General features: G+C 62.5%; 19 protein-coding genes and 1 pseudogene. 13 read left to right on the top strand and 7 right to left on the bottom strand.

The window, feature by feature from the left end:
• The 3 genes and pseudogenes from ACZRMO_RS26505 to ACZRMO_RS26495 form a co-directional block, all read left to right on the top strand.
• A pseudogene (locus ACZRMO_RS26505) lies at positions 1 to 214 on the top strand (ribonucleotide-diphosphate reductase subunit beta); the annotation flags it as partial.
• Between the two features lie 174 nt (positions 215 to 388).
• The gene (locus ACZRMO_RS26500; protein ID WP_463974805.1) at positions 389 to 568 is read left to right on the top strand and encodes a hypothetical protein; all 180 of its coding nucleotides are present in this window, start codon (positions 389 to 391) and stop codon (positions 566 to 568) included.
• Positions 561 to 785: a DUF2188 domain-containing protein gene (locus ACZRMO_RS26495; protein WP_463974804.1), complete on the top strand. Its 225-nt coding sequence runs from the start codon at positions 561 to 563 to the stop codon at positions 783 to 785. The genes ACZRMO_RS26500 and ACZRMO_RS26495 overlap by 8 nt, the downstream gene beginning before the upstream one ends.
• Before the next feature lie 85 nt (positions 786 to 870).
• Here the strand turns inward: ACZRMO_RS26495 and ACZRMO_RS26490 are convergent, their stop codons facing one another.
• On the bottom strand, positions 871 to 1170 hold the full coding sequence (locus ACZRMO_RS26490) for a putative quinol monooxygenase (protein ID WP_463974807.1): 300 nt from the start codon (positions 1168 to 1170) through the stop codon (positions 871 to 873).
• A gap of 249 nt (positions 1171 to 1419) precedes the next feature.
• Between ACZRMO_RS26490 and ACZRMO_RS26485 the strand changes: the two genes are divergently transcribed.
• Positions 1420 to 1908 carry a DUF1289 domain-containing protein gene (locus tag ACZRMO_RS26485; RefSeq protein ID WP_463974803.1) on the top strand — a complete coding sequence of 163 codons (489 nt, stop codon included), beginning with the start codon at positions 1420 to 1422 and terminating at the stop codon, positions 1906 to 1908.
• A gap of 137 nt (positions 1909 to 2045) precedes the next feature.
• Here ACZRMO_RS26485 and mdeB read toward each other — a convergent pair whose 3' ends face one another.
• The gene (gene mdeB / locus ACZRMO_RS26480; protein ID WP_463974802.1) at positions 2046 to 4706 is read right to left on the bottom strand and encodes an alpha-ketoglutarate dehydrogenase; all 2661 of its coding nucleotides are present in this window, start codon (positions 4704 to 4706) and stop codon (positions 2046 to 2048) included.
• A gap of 190 nt (positions 4707 to 4896) precedes the next feature.
• Between mdeB and ACZRMO_RS26475 the strand changes: the two genes are divergently transcribed.
• The 3 genes from ACZRMO_RS26475 to ACZRMO_RS26465 all read left to right on the top strand — a co-directional run bounded on the left by ACZRMO_RS26475 (position 4897) and on the right by ACZRMO_RS26465 (position 7687).
• Complete coding sequence (locus ACZRMO_RS26475; RefSeq protein ID WP_124529628.1) at positions 4897 to 5811, top strand: class I SAM-dependent methyltransferase; 915 nt, start codon at positions 4897 to 4899, stop codon at positions 5809 to 5811.
• Positions 5812 to 5959: 148 nt separating this feature from the next.
• Positions 5960 to 6676: a phosphatidylcholine synthase gene (gene pcsA, locus ACZRMO_RS26470; protein ID WP_448184953.1), complete on the top strand. Its 717-nt coding sequence runs from the start codon at positions 5960 to 5962 to the stop codon at positions 6674 to 6676.
• Positions 6677 to 6907: 231 nt separating this feature from the next.
• A complete protein-coding gene (locus ACZRMO_RS26465; protein ID WP_207046149.1) occupies positions 6908 to 7687 on the top strand; it encodes a TSUP family transporter in 780 nt (259 codons plus the stop codon).
• Here the strand turns inward: ACZRMO_RS26465 and nudC are convergent.
• Positions 7655 to 8488 carry an NAD(+) diphosphatase gene (gene nudC / locus ACZRMO_RS26460; RefSeq protein WP_463974801.1) on the bottom strand — a complete coding sequence of 278 codons (834 nt, stop codon included), beginning with the start codon at positions 8486 to 8488 and terminating at the stop codon, positions 7655 to 7657. The genes ACZRMO_RS26465 and nudC overlap by 33 nt on opposite strands.
• Before the next feature lie 5 nt (positions 8489 to 8493).
• Positions 8494 to 9306 (bottom strand): crotonase/enoyl-CoA hydratase family protein, encoded by an 813-nt coding sequence (locus tag ACZRMO_RS26455; RefSeq protein WP_463974800.1) that lies wholly within the window; start codon positions 9304 to 9306, stop codon positions 8494 to 8496.
• 172 nt (positions 9307 to 9478) lie between these two features.
• Here ACZRMO_RS26455 and ACZRMO_RS26450 point away from each other — a divergent pair, with 172 nt between their 5' ends.
• The 3 genes from ACZRMO_RS26450 to ACZRMO_RS26440 all read left to right on the top strand — a co-directional run bounded on the left by ACZRMO_RS26450 (position 9479) and on the right by ACZRMO_RS26440 (position 11803).
• Positions 9479 to 10033 (top strand): UPF0149 family protein, encoded by a 555-nt coding sequence (locus ACZRMO_RS26450; RefSeq protein WP_463974799.1) that lies wholly within the window; start codon positions 9479 to 9481, stop codon positions 10031 to 10033.
• A gap of 91 nt (positions 10034 to 10124) precedes the next feature.
• Positions 10125 to 11381: a 3-phosphoshikimate 1-carboxyvinyltransferase gene (aroA, locus tag ACZRMO_RS26445; protein ID WP_463974798.1), complete on the top strand. Its 1257-nt coding sequence runs from the start codon at positions 10125 to 10127 to the stop codon at positions 11379 to 11381.
• A gap of 32 nt (positions 11382 to 11413) precedes the next feature.
• The gene (locus ACZRMO_RS26440; RefSeq protein ID WP_463974797.1) at positions 11414 to 11803 is read left to right on the top strand and encodes a hypothetical protein; all 390 of its coding nucleotides are present in this window, start codon (positions 11414 to 11416) and stop codon (positions 11801 to 11803) included.
• A gap of 1 nt (position 11804) precedes the next feature.
• Here the strand turns inward: ACZRMO_RS26440 and ACZRMO_RS26435 are convergent, their stop codons facing one another.
• On the bottom strand, positions 11805 to 12404 hold the full coding sequence (locus ACZRMO_RS26435; RefSeq protein WP_463974796.1) for an NAD(P)H-dependent oxidoreductase: 600 nt from the start codon (positions 12402 to 12404) through the stop codon (positions 11805 to 11807).
• Positions 12405 to 12473: 69 nt separating this feature from the next.
• Between ACZRMO_RS26435 and ACZRMO_RS26430 the strand changes: the two genes are divergently transcribed.
• A complete protein-coding gene (locus ACZRMO_RS26430; protein WP_463974795.1) occupies positions 12474 to 13073 on the top strand; it encodes a TetR/AcrR family transcriptional regulator in 600 nt (199 codons plus the stop codon).
• 113 nt (positions 13074 to 13186) lie between these two features.
• Here ACZRMO_RS26430 and ACZRMO_RS26425 read toward each other — a convergent pair whose 3' ends face one another.
• Together ACZRMO_RS26425 and ACZRMO_RS26420 are read right to left on the bottom strand one after the other, a co-directional pair.
• Entirely contained in the window at positions 13187 to 13864 is a 678-nt protein-coding gene (locus tag ACZRMO_RS26425; RefSeq protein ID WP_463974794.1) for a GNAT family N-acetyltransferase, read from the bottom strand.
• A gap of 21 nt (positions 13865 to 13885) precedes the next feature.
• On the bottom strand, positions 13886 to 14794 hold the full coding sequence (locus ACZRMO_RS26420) for a LysR family transcriptional regulator (protein WP_463974793.1): 909 nt from the start codon (positions 14792 to 14794) through the stop codon (positions 13886 to 13888).
• A gap of 113 nt (positions 14795 to 14907) precedes the next feature.
• Here ACZRMO_RS26420 and ACZRMO_RS26415 point away from each other — a divergent pair, with 113 nt between their 5' ends.
• Both ACZRMO_RS26415 and ACZRMO_RS26410 read left to right on the top strand, forming a co-directional pair.
• Entirely contained in the window at positions 14908 to 16080 is a 1173-nt protein-coding gene (locus tag ACZRMO_RS26415; protein ID WP_463974792.1) for an MFS transporter, read from the top strand.
• A 54-nt stretch (positions 16081 to 16134) separates the two neighbouring features.
• Entirely contained in the window at positions 16135 to 16845 is a 711-nt protein-coding gene (locus ACZRMO_RS26410; protein WP_463974791.1) for a FadR/GntR family transcriptional regulator, read from the top strand.
• The last annotated feature ends 75 nt before the right edge of the window (positions 16846 to 16920 follow it).

Here is a 16920-nt window from a genome sequence, read left to right as displayed (position 1 = left end):
CGGCGTGTTGGGCATGAACGCCGCGATGATGGAGGACTACCTCAAGTTCATCGCCAACCGTCGTCTGTCGCAGATTGGCTTGAAGGAAGAATACCCAGGGACGACCAACCCGTTCCCATGGATGAGCGAGATCATGGACTTGAAGAAAGAGAAGAACTTCTTCGAGACCCGTGTGATCGAGTACCAGACTGGTGGTGCGCTGAGCTGGGATTGACGTTTTTCAACGTTGAGGAAACTCCTGGAGTATTAACTAGGACTTGCCATCAACGTAGAAGAACTGGCCAAAAACAAGAAACCCACAGAAACCGTTCGAGCGGTTGCTGCGGGCCTTGACCGTATAGGTGAACAACGCCCACTTATACGGGCCGCGATTGAGGAAACCACAATCATGAAAGCATTTGAGGAAATGCGGGGCATGATTATGGAGAACCTTCAAGCGGTGTCAACGGCTGATCGTCGGAGACAAGATTTTGCAGAACATCTTGGACTCCAAATTAATCCGATGAGCAGGCAAATTGTTTGCCGACGCTCAGACATCAAATTTGAAGAGGGCATTAATCATGTCTAAAAAAAACCAACACGTAGTTCCCCATGGTGACGACTGGGCCGTAAAAGGTGCAGGAAACTCAAAAGCTACAAAGGTCGTTAGTACACAAGCAGAAGCTATTAAGCTTGCGCGAGAAATCGCAATAAACCAGGAAAGCGAAATGTTCATCCATGGACAGAATGGCCAAATTCGCGAACGCAACACTTACGGTGACGATCCATTTCCACCAAAGGGTTAACGCACCATATCAAGGGTCTGTTTCTGACGAAGCTGGAAACTAGCCTTTGGCCCATGGACCGCTCCAAAGCGGTCCATGGGAACCCTCACTTTGAAACCTGCTCCAGAAATATCAGTTTCAGCGGCTCGCTGAGCAGATCATCAGCCGTTGCGGCAAACCGCTGGAAGTGCGCAGTCGCGAAGTGCGCATCAAGCGCGGCTTGGTTCTGGAACGCCTCACGCATGTAGAACGTACCGGGTTCATCCTTCTGTTCAAACAACACGTAATCAAGGTTGCCCGGCTCGGCGCGCGTCGGCTCGATCAAGCTCAATAAACCGGCTCTCAGCGCCTGCTGCTGACCCGGCTTGGCCTTGAGTACGGCAAGAGAAATCAATGGCGCATGCATTCTGGTGACTCCTGTAGAGGGCTGGCTTACACACCCGCTGGCGGCGATTAGCATCAGTGCCGCCAGACAGTAAGCGAAGAGTTTTGACGGGGTTTTCATGGTTCGTCATCCTTTGGGGACTGCGACCATCTTTGTCTGCCGCACCTCAAAGAAACACTGACAAAATGCGCTAACACTTTCGCCAAAGAATTGAAAATGCGTTGCTTAAGATCTCTATTACCCTGCCACTTCAAATAGATCAGCGTCTTTATGCCCAATCAAACCATCAAGACCCCCTGCATCGGCCTGTGCTCCACCGTCTACGGTGACCTGGTCTGCCGGGGCTGCAAGCGTTATCACCACGAAGTGATCCAGTGGAACGGGTACAACGCCGAGGAAAAACAGGCGGTGTGGCTGCGGCTGGAGCAATTGCTGGTGCAGGTGATGGCCAGCAAGCTGGAGGTGTTTGATGCGCACCTGCTGCGCCAGCAACTGGAGAGCCGCAAGATCCGCTTTATGCCGCACCAGTCGCCGTATTGCTGGGCGTACCAGTTGATTGCCCGGGGCGCGCGGGTGATTTCAAGGCTGGATGCGTATGGGTTGGTGTTGCTACCGGAGTTTCGTGAGCGGCAGCTGGCGGAGTTGCGCGATGCGATTGACCGCGAGTTTTTCCTGTTGTCGGAGGCGCACTACGAACGCTACATCGCCCCGGGGTTTCTCAAGGAAGCATTTGGACCAGCCCTGATCGCCACGTTTTAAGCCACAGCACAAAACCCATGTGGGAGCTGGCTTGCCTGCGATGGCAGTTTGTCAGCCAATGCATCTGCAGCTGACCCACCGCTATCGCGGGCAAGCCCGCTCCCACATGGATAGCTCCCACAGTTGATGTCTGTTGTTCAGGAGATCCAGGACGCATCTCGCTCCGTCTGCAAGCCATACTTCTCAATCGCCTGCTGACCCATCCGCGCGTCCAACGCCGTCAGTGCCGCCAGCACGATGTGATACCGATCCACCTCAAAGAAATCCCGCAACGCCGCCCGCGTATCACTGCGCCCGAACCCGTCAGTGCCCAGCACGGTGTAGCCGGATTCGAGGTACGACGCGATCATCTGCGGCACCGCCCGCACATAGTCCGACACAGCCACCACCGGCGCACCCTTGGGTAGGCATTCAGTCAAATGGCTAATGCGTGCAGGGTCTTGCGGGTGCAGGCGATTCCACCGCTCCACCTCCCGTGCGTCCCGCGCCAGTTCGCTGTAGCTGGTGACGCTGAACACTGCGCTGGCCACCTGCCAATCGTCCGCCAGCAACTGTGCCGCCGCTTGCGCCTCGCGCACCAGCGTGCCGGAACCGAGCAGGCGCACCTGGGCATCGGGCACGCCCTCCAGGCGGTACATGCCTTTGATGATCGCCGTTTCAAGCCCTTCCGGCAGGTTCGGCTGCGGGTAGTTTTCGTTCATCAGCGTCACGTAGTAGAACTCATCCACCTCACGCTCCAGCATCTGGCGCATGCCGTGGTCGAGGATCACCGCGAACTCCCCGGCAAACGCGGGATCGTAGGCGCGGCAGTTGGGCACGGTGGCGGCCATGAGATGGCTGCTGCCGTCCTGATGTTGCAAGCCTTCGCCGCCCAAGGTGGTGCGCCCTGCCGTCGCGCCGAGCAGGAAGCCACGGGCGCGCTGGTCGGCGGCGGCCCAGATCAGGTCGCCCACCCGCTGGAAACCGAACATCGAGTAATAGATGTAGAACGGCAGCATGCGCAGGCCATGCACCGAGTAGCTGGTGGCCGCTGCGACCCAGGAGCTGACGGCGCTGGCTTCACTGATGCCTTCTTCGAGGATCTGCCCGTCGGTGGCTTCGCGGTAGCTGAGGATCGAGCCGATGTCTTCTGGCTCGTAGCGCTGGCCGACACTGGAGTAGATGCCGATCTGCTTGAACAGGTTGGCCATGCCAAAAGTGCGCGCTTCGTCGGCGACGATGGGCACGATGCGCGGGCCCAAGGCTTTGTCTTTGAGCAAGTGGGTGAGCATGCGCACAAAGGCCATGGTGGTGGACATTTCCTTGCCGTCGGCCGCCGTGGCAAAACCGCCGTAGCCTGCCACGGGCGGCACGCTGACCGGTGCGGCGTGCTGGCTGCGACTCGGCACATAGCCGCCCAGAGCCTCGCGGCGCTGGTGCAGGTAGCGCATTTCCAGGCTGTCGTCGGCCGGTTTGAAGAAGCTCAGGGACTCGGTCTGCTCATCACTCAGCGGCAGTTGGAAGCGATTGCGAAAAGCGATCAACGCCTCGCGATCAAGCTTCTTCTGCTGGTGCGTGGTCATCTTGCCCTGCCCGGCCTCGCCCATGCCAAAGCCCTTCTTGGTCTGGGCGAGAATCACCGTGGGCTTGCCCTTGACCCGGCGCGCCGCGTGATAGGCCGCGTGGATCTTGACCATGTCATGGCCGCCGCGCTTGAGGCGGTCGATCTGTTCGTCGCTCATGCCCGCCACGAGTTTGGCCAGGGATTCGCTCTGGCCGAAAAAGTGTTCGCGGTTGTAGGCGCCGTCCTTGGCGGCGAAGGTCTGGAACTGGCCATCCACGGTCTGCGACAAGGTGTTGACCAGTGCGCCATCGGCATCCTTGGCCAGCAAGGCGTCCCAGTCCGAACCCCAGACCAGCTTGATCACGTTCCAGCCCGCGCCGGCGAACAAGGCTTCCAGTTCGTCGATGATCCGCCCATTGCCACGCACCGGGCCGTCGAGGCGTTGCAGGTTGCAGTTGACCACCCAGGTCAGGTTATCCAAGCCCTCGCGGGCCGCCAGGGTCAGGGCGGACATGCTTTCCGGCTCGTCCATTTCACCGTCGCCAAACACGCCCCAGACGTGACGGTCAGTGGTGTCCAACAGGTTGCGGTGTTGCAGGTAGCGCATGAAACGCGCGTGGAAAATCGAGCTGATGGGGCCGATCCCCATCGAACCCGTAGGGAACTGCCAGAAGTCCGCCATCAACCACGGATGGGGATAGCTGGACAGCCCGCGCGCGCCGGTCTTGGGGCCGCCGATTTCCTGGCGATAGTGGGCCAGGTCGTGTTCACTCAGGCGGCCTTCGAGAAACGCCCGCGCATAGATGCCCGGGGCGGAATGGGGCTGATAGAACACCAGGTCGCCGCCAAAACCGTCGTTGCGCGCACGGAAGAAGTGGTTGAAGCCCACCTCGAACAAATCCGCCGCGCTGGCGTAGCTGGCGATATGCCCGCCAAGTTCGCCGTAGGCCTGGTTGGCCCGCACCACCATGGCCAGGGCGTTCCAGCGCACCAGTGAGGCCAGGCGCTCTTCGGTAGCAAGGTCGCCGGGGAACGCCGGTTGCTGCTCGACGCTGATGCTATTGATATAGGGCGTGCCGTGGCGCGGTTTCCAGTCAATGTGCGGCGCGCTGCCTTCACGGGCCAGCAGGTCGAGGATCTGCCGGGCCCGCGCGGGGCCGGCGTTGGCCACCAGGGACGCGAGGGCGTCGCGCCACTCGTCCAACTCTTGTTGATCCAGGGCTGTGTGATTCACCGCGCTCGCAAAACCGTTCATGGGCACCTCCAGGCTTTTTTTCCAGTTTATGTCGGTGCCAGAGGATTTTTTGCCTGATATCAGGCGCAAAAATCTGAAGTTTGAGCATGATTCACTGGCAATTCGCCTTTCTTCAGCACGTTGTGCTCAAGCCCCCGAAACCTCAGCATTGTGTTTAAAATGCCGCCCGCTCAACGAACGACGCTAAACGATGAACCCAGACGCCCTCGCCACCCTGCACACCCACTTGCTCACCGCCCTGGCGACCCCGCCCAGCGAAACCCGGCGCCTGTTCCACGGCCGTGGGCGCTGCTGGCCGGGCCTGGAGCAACTGACGGTGGATTGGTTGCAGGGCGTGGTACTGGTCTCGTTGTTCAAGGAGCCAGAAGCTGAACAGCTGGAAGCCCTGAAACAGTTGCTGCAAGCGCAATTGAGCGCCCACACCGTCGCCTTGCAACACCGCTACCTGCCGCAAAGCACCACCGAATGGCTGGTGGGCAATCCCGTCGATGAGCTGACCATCACCGAAGGCGGCCTGCGTTACCTGATCGATCTGGGTAAAAAACAGAACAGCGGGCTGTTCCTCGACATGCGCTACGGGCGCAACTGGGTGCGCGAACAGGCCAAGGGCCAGCGCGTCCTCAACCTGTTCGCCTACACCTGCGGTTTCTCCGTGGCGGCCATCGAAGGCGGCGCCGACCATGTGGTGAACCTGGACATGGCCCGTGGCGCCCTCAGCCGGGGTCGCGACAACCATCGCCTGAACGGTCACGACTTGAGCCAAGTGACGTTCCTCGGCCACGACCTGTTCAAGTCCTGGGCCAAGGTCACCCACAGCGGCCCCTATGACCTGGTGATCATCGATCCACCGTCATTCCAGAAAGGCAGCTTCCTGCTGACCAAGGACTACCAGCGCGTGCTGCGCCGCCTGCCGGATCTGCTGACGGCGCAAGGCACGGTGCTGGCCTGCATGAATGACCCGGCTTTCGGTGAAGACTTCCTGATCGACGGTGTGACCCGCGAAGCACCGGGGCTGCGCTTTGTCGAACGTCTGGAAAACCCGCCGGAATTTCCGGATATTGATGCGCAAAGTGGCTTGAAGGCGTTGGTGTTCCGTCAAGGCTGATGCCGAAACGGCCCGCGCTTGCTACGCTTAGTCTTGCACCGGGCGGTGAACCATATCCTCCCCTTCCCGGTCGATACCTGCATTCCCTGGCCAGACTCGACGGCGTCACGTTGTCGGCTGCCCCGTTTCACCTTTTGGAGAACCGCCCGTGATATCGACCCTGCATGTAGCCAGACTCAAAGCCTGGGGCGCCCACGGCTTTACCGCCACCGGTGTGGTATTGGCCTTCCTGGCAACCCTGGCGCTGCTGGAAAACTCGCCCAAGGCCTGCCTGCTGTGGCTGGGCCTGGCGCTGGTGGTCGATGGCGTCGACGGCTCCCTGGCGCGACGGGTCAACGTCAGCACAGTGCTGCCGAGCTTTGACGGCTCGGTGCTGGACCTGGTGATCGATTACCTGACCTACGTGTTTATCCCAGCATTGTTTATCTATCGTTACATCGACCTGCCGGACTTTACCCACCTGTTCACCGTATCCGTGATCCTGGTGTCGTCGCTGTTCTGCTTCTGCAACGTGAACATGAAGAGCAAGGACAACTACTTCGTCGGCTTCCCCGCCGCCTGGAACGTGGTGGCGCTGTGCGTGTACATCATCCAGCCAGATGCCTGGGTGACCTTGCTCACGGTGATAGGCCTGGCCCTGCTGACCGTGACGCCGATGAAGTTCTTGCACCCGTTCCGCGTGAAGCGCTTTATGCCGATCAATATCGCGGTGACCACGATCTGGTTGCTGTGCAGCTTTTTGATGGTGGTGGATTATCCGAACACCAACCCGTGGACGTTTGGGTTGTGGTCGGTGATGTCGGCGTATTTCCTTGGGATTTGCATCTGGCGCACGGCGCTGGAATGGATCGAAGCACACCGCTGATTCAAGCAGGCACGGTCTAAATTGATCGTTCCCTCGCTCTGCGTGGGAATGCCGCCGGTGACGCTCTGCGTCACGCCTTCAAGAGCGGACGCAGAGCGTCCAGGGACGCATTCCCACGCAGAGCGTGGGAACGATCAAAACAAACCGCTGATTCAAGCCAGCTCCCACATTTGGATCTGTGTACATCTGGCAGTAAGATGGCGGCCGCCCTGCCAACCATAAGCCCTGCCCATGCCCTTCGAACTCAGCGTTGACCTCACCACCCTCGCCATTCTCGCCGCCGTGGCCTTCGTCGCTGGCTTTATCGACGCCATCGCCGGCGGTGGCGGCTTGCTCACCACGCCCGCGCTGCTCACCGCCGGCATGCCGCCGCATCTGGTACTGGGCACCAACAAGCTCAGCTCCACCTTTGGCTCGGCCACCGCCAGCTTCACCTTTTACCGCCGCAAGCTGTTTCACCCGCGCCAGTGGGTGCACGCCATCGTCGGCACGTTTATCGGCGCGCTGACCGGTGCGGTGGTCGCCCACTACCTGCCCGCCGAGACCCTGAACAAAATGCTCCCGGTGATCGTGTTTGGGTGCGGCCTGTATTTGCTGTTCGGTGGCACGCCCAAGGCGCCGCCGGCTGCGGACGCACCGATCAAGAAGAAGTGGCAATCCACCCAGGGCTTCGGCCTGGGCTTTTACGATGGCGTGGCCGGCCCTGGCACAGGCGCGTTCTGGACCGTCAGCACGATGCTGATGTACCCCGTCGACCTGGTGAAAGCCAGCGGCGTCGCGCGCAGCATGAACTTCGTCAGCAACGCGGCAGCGCTGTCGGTGTTTATCTTCAACGGCACGGTGGACTGGATCGTCGGCCTGACCATGGGCGTCTGCGTGATGGGCGGTGCGTTCTTTGGCGCACGCAGCGCGATCAGCGGCGGCGCCAAGTTCATTCGCCCGGTGTTTATCACCGTGGTGCTGGGCCTGACGGTGCGCCTAGCCTGGCAGCACTGGTTCAGCGTGGCCTAAGCGCCGCGCCAGGTAGAGGTCGATCAGGTAGCGCGCAATCGAACGTGACGCCGGCAACGGCGGCAGGTTGTGGATGTTGAACCACTGCGCGTCTTCGATCTCGTCGGCCTGGGGCACGATGTCGCCACCGGCGTATTCGGCGTGAAAGCCCAGCATCATCGAATGGGGAAACGGCCAGCACTGGCTGCCCATGTACTGGATATTCTTGACCTCCACCTGCACTTCCTCGCGCACTTCGCGCACCAGGCAGTCTTCGGCCGACTCCCCCGGCTCGGCAAACCCCGCCAGCGTGCTGTAGACGCCGGTCACGAAGCGCGGCGAACGCGCCAGCAGGATCTCGTCGCCACGGGTCACCAGCACAATCATGCTCGGCGAGATCCGCGGGTAGCTGCGCAGGTCGCAGGCCTGGCAAAACATCGCGCGCTCTCGTGGCACCTGGACCATGGCCTGGCCGCAACTGCCACAAAAGCGGTGCTCCCGCGCCCAGGTGCCGATCTGCGCGGCGTAGCCCAACACTTTGTACAAGGTGTGATCGCCTTGCAGCATAAAGGCGCGCAGGCCTTGCCAACTGCAACCCGGCACTTCGGCTGGCGCGTTCAGCTCCAGCAAGTACACCGGCTCACCGTCGAGGTGGCCGATGCCGTGCTCGGCAAACACCGACAGGTCCTGGCGCTTGAGCCATTCCCGAGGGAACAGCGGGCCATTGCTGTCATGCAAAAAACCCTCGCGGCTGCGGGCGACGGCCCAGCCGCCGGGGGTGTCGTTGTCCAGCAGTGTTGTGGTAATCCAGCCTGGGGTCATATCAGTCAATCCACGAATTCGGGTTTCTGCTTGCTCATATGGGCCGCGATGGCCACGCGCAGGTCGTTGGATTGCAACATAGCCGCGTTCCAGGTGGCAACGTATTCCAGACCATCATTGACTGTATGGTCACGCATGTAGCTGATCATGGCTTTGGTGCCAGTCACGGCAATCGGCGACTTGGCGGCGATTTCATGGGCGATCTCCAGCACACCGGCCAGCAGACGCTCTTGATCCGGGTAGACGCGGTTGACCAGGCCAATGCTGCGCGCTTCATCGGCGCCGAATTGGCGGCCGGTGTAGGCCAGTTCCCGCAGCATGCCGTCGCCGACAATACGCGGCAGGCGCTGCAGGGTGCCGACGTCAGCGGCCATGCCGATGTCGATCTCCTTGATCGAGAACTGCGCGCCCTCGGCGGCGTAGCGCATGTCGCAGGCGCTGATCAGGTCGATGGCACCGCCGATGCAATAGCCCTGGATCGCCGCCAGCACCGGCTTGCGGCAGTTGTCGACAGCGTTGAACGAGGCTTGCAGCTCAAGGATCTTGCGCCGCAGCAGGCGCGCATTGCGGCCCACGTCCTTGCCGAATTCATTGGCCACCGAGGCCAGCATCATCAGGTCGATGCCCGAGGAAAAATGCTTGCCGGCGCCACTCAGCACCACCGCGCGCACGGCGTCGGTGTCTTCGACCCACTGGAAAATCTCGATGATCTCGGTCCAGAACACCGCGTTCATCGCGTTGATCTTTTCCGGGCGATTGATCTGCACATGGGCAACGTTGCCAGTGAGTTCGACGACGAAAGCTTGGTATTCGGACATGGCAGTGATCCCTGACTGGCGAGTGATAAGGCCCGAACTATAACAAGGGTGCACCACGGCGCATCGGCCAAAAGCGGGACTGGGAAAACGCTGGATAAAACCCGGCGCACACGCCATCCTTCGCGCTTTAAGCCGCCCCATCAGCGGCGCTCGACGTTTAAAGGATATGCCCATGCACGCCCAACCCCTCTCCCCGGCCGAATTCGAATTTATCGAAGACACCCTGCAAAAGTACGGCGACGACCACTCGGTGCTGAACCTCGCCGAACTGGACGGCTACTTCACCGCCCTGGTGTCGAGCCCGGCCCAGGTGGATGTGGCCGAGTGGTTCCCGGCGATCTGGGGCGGGCAGAACCCCGAGTGGGAAAGCATGGACGAGGCGCAGCGCTTCCTCGAACTGTGCGTGCGCCATATCAATACCCTGGCCGGGCAACTGGCGACCGATGCGACGAGCTTCAAGGCACGTTTCGACGACACCGAACACCAGGGCCACACCGTGACTCTCGCCGAGGAATGGTGCTTTGGTTATATCCGTGGCGCGGCCATTGGCAACTGGCCTGCACTGCCGGCCGTACAGGCCGGCGAACTGGAAAAAATCTCCTGGTGCGCCGAGCAGGACAATTTCGAGTTGCCGGCCGACCTGGACGTAGCAGCGCACCAACAGCGTGTCAGCCAGATCGAACCGGCCGCGCGTGCCCTGCACGATTACTGGCTGAGCCAGCGCTAAACCTCGACAAGTACTGCCGGTTTGGCCGATTATTCGGGTCCGCCCGTCGGCCACTCCGTACCACCTTGCCTTGAATCAGGAGCCTTGTACCTTGAGTTCGCAGAAAACCGTGACCGTTACACCGCCCAATTTCCCCCTCAATGGCAAGGTCGCGCCCCCCGGCTCCAAATCCATTACCAACCGCGCCCTGTTGCTGGCCGCCCTGGCCAAGGGCACCAGCCGCCTGAGCGGCGCGTTGAAGAGCGATGACACCCGCCATATGTCGGTGGCCCTGCGCCAGATGGGCGTGACCATCGACGAGCCGGATGACACCACCTTTGTGGTCACCGGCTCCGGCAAGCTGCAACTGCCGGTGCAGCCGCTGTTCCTCGGCAACGCCGGCACCGCGATGCGCTTTCTCACCGCCGCCGTCGCCACCGTCGAAGGCACCGTGGTGCTGACCGGCGACGACTATATGCAGAAGCGCCCGATCGGCCCGCTGCTGGCGACGCTGCGCGAAAACGGCATCCAGGTCGACAGCCCGACCGGTTGCCCGCCAGTGACCGTGCACGGCGTGGGCAAGGTCCAGGCCAAGCGCTTCGAGATCGACGGCGGCTTGTCCAGCCAGTACGTGTCGGCCCTGCTGATGCTTGCGGCCTGCGGCGAAGCGCCGATTGAAGTGGCACTGACCGGCAAGGACATCGGCGCCCGTGGCTACGTGGACCTGACCCTGGACTGCATGCGCGCCTTCGGTGCCCAGGTCGACACCGTCAACGACACCACCTGGCGTGTCGCCCCGACCGGCTACCGCGCCCACGACTACCTGATCGAGCCGGACGCGTCCGCCGCCACCTACCTGTGGGCGGCCGAAGTGCTGACTGCTGGCCGTATCGACATCGGCGTGGCCGCGCAGGACTTCACCCAACCGGACGCCAAGGCCCAGGCCGTGATAGCCCAGTTCCCGAACATGCAGGCCACGGTGGTGGGCTCGCAAATGCAGGACGCCATCCCGACCCTGGCCGTGCTGGCTGCGTTCAACAACACCCCGGTGCGTTTCACCGAGCTGGCCAACCTGCGGGTCAAGGAATGTGACCGCGTGCAGGCGCTGCACGACGGCTTGAATGAAATCCGCCCAGGCCTGGCCACCATCGAAGGCGACGACCTGCTCGTTGCCAGCGACCCGGCGCTGGCCGGCACATCGTGCAATGCCCTGATCGACACCCACGCCGACCACCGCATCGCCATGTGCTTTGCCCTGGCCGGCTTGAAAGTGGCGGGCATCCGCATTCAGGACCCGGACTGCGTGGCCAAGACCTATCCTGAGTACTGGAAGGCCCTGGGCAGTCTTGGGGTGCAACTCAGCTACTGAGCCGGCAGCGTCGGAATGGGGAGGCCAAGCACATGACTATTCGCCAACCCTGCCCACCCGGCGCTTGCGACTGCGACCGCGAGCAACTGCTGCAAACCCCTGGCGCCGACGTGCGCATCCTCACACTCACGCGCCAGGAAGAGAAGAAGCTGATCGCGCGCCTCGAAGACCTCAAGAGCCTGCAAGACCTGGAACGCATGCAACAGCTGATGTACCAGCAATTGGGCATCCGCGTGCATGTCGCGCCAGGGCACACCGAGGTCAAGAGCATGCGCGGGATCCAGATCGACATCGACCCGTTTCCAGGCCTGTGTCGCAAGACCCGCCAAGCGATTCCGGCAGCCATTCGCCGGGGCATGGAAAACCGCCCGGAAATTGCCTACCGCCTGCTCGACGCCCACGACCTGTTTCGCGAAGGCTGAATCAGCCCGCGACCATCTCCTGTTGAAACACCCCCTGCCCCACTGCGTACGCTTTGCGCAGGTGCGCCTCGGCGGTGCCGCTTTCCGACTCCAGCAACAGCTCGGAAGTGAGCACCTTGGCCCCGCAATAATCAAAGATGCCGTGGTCGATCTGCGTACGCATGGCCTTGGCATAACCGTGGCGATCGAACGCGCTTTCATCCGCCGCCCCCACGGCCAGCAGGTGCACGTTCAAGTGCCGCAGTTTTTTCACCACCGGCGTGTCAGGGCCGTAATCAATCGCCCAGCCGTTGACGAACACACGGTCGACCCAACCTTTGAGCAGGCCCGGCAGCGACCACCAGTAAATCGGGAACGCCAGCACCAGCGCATCGGCGCGGTCGATGCGCGCTTGCTCGGCCTGCACGTCCGCTGGAGGCTGGGCGCGAGTGCGATGCACGCGCTGGTCGGCGGCGCCGTAGCGCGGGTCGAAGCCTTCGGCGGCGAGGTCGGCGATCTCAAAGGTGTGGCCGGCAGCGGTCAGCCCTGCGGCGGCTTGCAAGGCGATGCTGTGGGTCAGGGATTGCGGGTCGTGATGAGAGACTACGATCAAGGCGTGCATGACATTGACTCCATTTCGGTTTAGGCTGGGCTTAAATTACCTTTGGTAAGTTACTTTTGGTATATAAGCATGTCAAGCAGTGAATCCCCTGCCCCACGTCGTCGCCTGTCGCGCGAAGATCGCCTGCGTCAACTGTTGGAGGTGGCCTGGCAACTGGTCCGCGATGAAGGCACCGACGCCCTGACCCTGGGTCGCCTGGCGGAACTGGCGGGCGTCACCAAGCCGGTGGTCTACGATCACTTCGTCACCCGCGCCGGGTTGTTGGCCGCGCTGTATGCCGATTTCGACGGGCGCCAGAACCAGGTGTTTGCCGAGGCCATAGAGGCGAGCAACGCGACGCTGGAGGATCGAGCGTGGGTGATTGCCGCGTCCTATGTCGATTGCGTGCTGTTGCAGGGACGGGAAATCCCAGGGGTGATTGCAGCGTTGAGCAGCTCGCCGGAGCTGGAAACCCTCAAGCGCCAGTACGAAGCGATCTTCCTCGATAAATGCAGCGCCGCGCTGTCGCCGTTTGCGCCCGGAGGCAAGGTGTCCCGGGCTGGTTTGCGGGCGATGCTTGGGGCGGCGGAAGCCTTGTCCCAGGCGGCGGCCAGCGGTGAGCTGAGTCGGGAGGAGGCGCAGCAGGAATTACTTGGGATGATTCTGGCAATGGTGAATCGGGGACCATGATCGTTCCCACGCTCCGCGTGGGAATGCCGCCAGTGACGCTCTGCGTTATGCCTTCAAGAGCGGACGCAGAGCGTCTAGGGATGCATTCCCACGCAGAGCGTGGGAACGATCATTCAGCCCCGCCCCTGCACAAACAACTGCACCTTGCGCACCCGTTGATCCAGGTGCCGGTCGCGCTGCTTCTCGGCATCCACCATCGCGCGCTTGCCGTGCTTTTGCAGCAGGTAGGTGTGAATCTGCCGCACTTCCAGCGAGCTATAGATCGCCGCCACATCCAGCACCCCCATCAGCCCGTCGGTGCCGTAGCTGCGGGTATTCATCACCACCTGGGTGTCCCGCGCACCACGCACCTGAAAGCCCATGGCCTCATAGGCCGGGACTTTTTCCACGGCACAGCTCAATTCAGCGTGAGGGTAGCGCTCAAGCACATCGCCCATCAGGGTGCGCGCCACGCCCTGACGCCGGAAACCGGCTTGCACCGCCATAAACGCGATGCCACAGGCCTCGGGGTCATCTTTGACCGGCAGGCACAGCACAAAACCGATGACTTTCTCAGGGTCCAGCGTGGCGGTGGCCACAATCAACTCGACCGCAATCCCCTTCTCCCCATTCAAGGCTTCCAGGTACAGATGCACCTCAAAGCCCGTGGCGTACTGGTAGATGCTGTACAGCAGATTGCTTGGCGGCAGTGCCACGCTGCTGATGTCGGTGAGGTTATCCACCACCATCTGCAGGATCTGGTCGCTGATGGCCGCCGGGCACGGCGTGGTGTAACGGGTAAGGCTGAACATGTAGATTCCTGGAGTTTCGCGTCAAAGCTGCAGCGATTGTACCTGTTGCGGGCCGCAGACCTCACGCAAACATCCACGCAGCCAGCGATGGCCCAGGTCGGCGTCCAGGCGCGGGTGCCAGAGCATCGCCACGGTAAAGGCCGGCAACGCCAAGGGCAGCGCAAAGCTGTGCAGGCCTTCGCGTTGATGGGCGGTGTAGCGCTCGGGCACGCTGGCGATCAAGTCGGTGGCGCGGGCCAGGGCGATGGCGGTGGAGAAGCCGGTGACAATCGTGCCGATCTGGCGGCTGAGGCCCTGGGCGTCCAGCGCTTCGTCGATCTGCCCACGGTCTTGCCCGCGCCGGGACACGTAGACGTGCTGGCCCTCGGCATAGCGCTGCACGCTGATGTCACCCTGACTCAGGGGATGGCTGCTGCGCACCACGCCGATCAAGCGATCGCGAAACAGCGCCTGGGTCAGCAGTTCGGGGCTGGCGTTGGCATCGACCACACCGGTTTCCAGGTCAACGCTGCCGTCCCGTAGCCAGGCGCTGTCCTTGTCGGTCTTGCTGACGAAGCGCAGGCGCACGCCAGGCGCTTGCGCCGTGATACGCGCGAGCAGCGCCGGGCCGAAATTTTCGACGAATTCGTCACTGGTGCGCAGGGTGAAGGTGCGCTCGACCCGGGCCATATCCAGGGTTTGCGCGGGGCGCAGCACGGCATGGGCGTCCAGCACCAGGCGGCTGACATGTTCGCGCAGGGCCAAGGCCCGTGGCGTCGGCACCAGGCCACGGCCGGCACGCACCAACAACGGATCACCGGTGGTTTCGCGCAAGCGCGCCAAGGCACGGCTCATGGCCGAGGGGCTCAGGCGCAAGCGCTTGGCCGCACCGGCGACGCTGCCTTCGGCGAGCAAGGCATCCAGGGTGATCAGCAGATTCAGGTCGGGCATCAACGCTCCTTATCAGGCGTCTTGTGCAGGTATTGACTGCAATCCATGCGCCTTCCGCCATGTTAGGCGAGCCCGTAGATTTGTGACAGTAGCGATCATTCAAGGAATCCCAGATGCACACGTCCACACGCGGCGCCCTTTTCAGCCTGTCGCTGTCCATGTTGCTGGCCTCCCTCGGCACCAGCATTGCCAATGTCGGCCTGCCCAGCCTGGTACTGGCCTTTGATGCGTCGTTTCAAGCGGTGCAGTGGGTGGTGCTCGCGTATTTGCTGGCGATCACCGCTGTAATTGTCAGCGCGGGTCGCTTGGGCGATCGCCTGGGGCGGCGCCGGTTGTTGCTCGCCGGCTTGTTGCTGTTCGCCCTGGCCTGCGGGCTGTGTGCCATGGCGCCGTCGCTGCCCTGGCTGATCGCCGCGCGGGTGCTGCAAGGGCTCGGTGCGGCGATCATGATGGCAATGACCCTGGGGATGGTCGGCGACACGGTCAGCAAAGAGCGCACCGGCCGCGTGATGGGCTTGCTCGGTACGCTCTCGGCCGTCGGCACCGCCATGGGGCCCAGCGTCGGTGGCGTGTTGTTGAGCCTGTGGAGTTGGCGCGCGCTGTTCCTGCTCGGCGCACCGTTGGGGCTGCTGGCGGCCGCCCTCGCCTACCGCTATCTGCCGAATGAGCCCGGCGCACGGGCGGCAGTGCCGTTCTGGTCGGCACTGGCCAGCCCTGGGCTGCGCGCCGGCCTGGGGATGAGCGCGCTAGTGTCGGCAGTGATGATGGCGACGTTTGTGGTCGGCCCGTTCTACTTGTCCCGTGGCCTGGGGCTCGCGCCGGCGTGGATGGGCCTGGTGATGGCGGTCGGGCCTTGTGTTGCAGCCGTCACCGGCGTGCCTGCCGGCCATCTCACCGACCGTCTCGGCAGCCCGCGCATGACCCTCCTCGGGCTGGCCATCATGGCCGTAGGCGCGTTGGCACTGGCGCTGGCCGGCGGGCTGCTGGCCTACCTTGGCGCACTGGTCTTGCTGACGTCGGGCTACAGCCTGTTCCAGGCCGCCAACAACACTGCGGTGATGCGCGATGTCGAAGGCCCGCGTCGGGGCACGGTGTCGGGCCTGTTGAACCTGTCGCGCAATATCGGCCTGATTTTCGGCGCCTCGGCCCTCGGTGCGGTGTTCGCCTGGGCCACGCCGGATATCATCCGCGCCACCCCGCAATCCGTGGCTTTTGGCCTGCATACCACCTTCGCGGTGGCGGTGGGCCTGATCCTGTTGGCCGGTGCGCTGCGACACAAACATTGACAAGATAAAATCGCAGCGACTATTGTCTGACAACCTGATCACCAAGGTTGTCCCATGCTTGAGCTCCAGCGCCCCGACTCGCTTGTCGTGCGGGTTGTCAGTGCGATCCGCGCAGAAATCGATTCCGGCCAATTGCCGCCGGAGTCGCGCATGCCCACCGAACAGCAACTGGCCGAACAACTCAACGTCAGCCGCTCCGTGGTGCGCGAAGCCATTGCCCAGCTCAAGGCGGACGGCGTGATCACCGCCCGCCGGGGCCTGGGCTCGTTCATTTCGCAGACGCCCGCGGGCACGGTGTTCCGTTTCCCCCAGCCCAACGGCCGCAGCCCGGACCTGGCGCAGATGTTTGAAGTGCGCCTGTGGATCGAAACCCAAGCCGCGTCGATTGCCGCCCAGCGCCGCGATGAGGCCGACCTGCAGCGCATGAAAAGCGCGTTACAGGCCATGCAGGACAACCGCGACAACTTTGAAGCCGCCGCCCTCGCCGACGTGGAATTCCACCGCGCCATCGCCGACGCGAGCAAGAATGACTACTTCGTCGCGTTTCATGACTTCCTGCGCAGCCAATTGGCCAGCGCCCGCAAAACCGCCTGGGAAAACTCGGCGTCACGCTTTGTCACCGGCTCCGCCGATGCGACCCAGGAACACCAGGCGCTCTACCAGGCCATCGCTGACGGCGACGCCCAGCGCGCCGCCGCCAGCGCCGAGGCGCACTTGCGTGCAGCGGCGCGGCGCCTGAGCCTGGAGCTGCCAGCCACCCGTTGATCCTTTAAGTAGCGTGTCCTCGACACGCCATTTTTTTAACAAAAACATTAGTCTGACAACCTGATAAGCAGACCG

Source organism: Pseudomonas sp. B611 (assembly GCF_055407965.1).
Note: the sequence above shows the minus strand (reverse complement) of the source record. Positions and strands in the feature narration are given on the sequence as shown.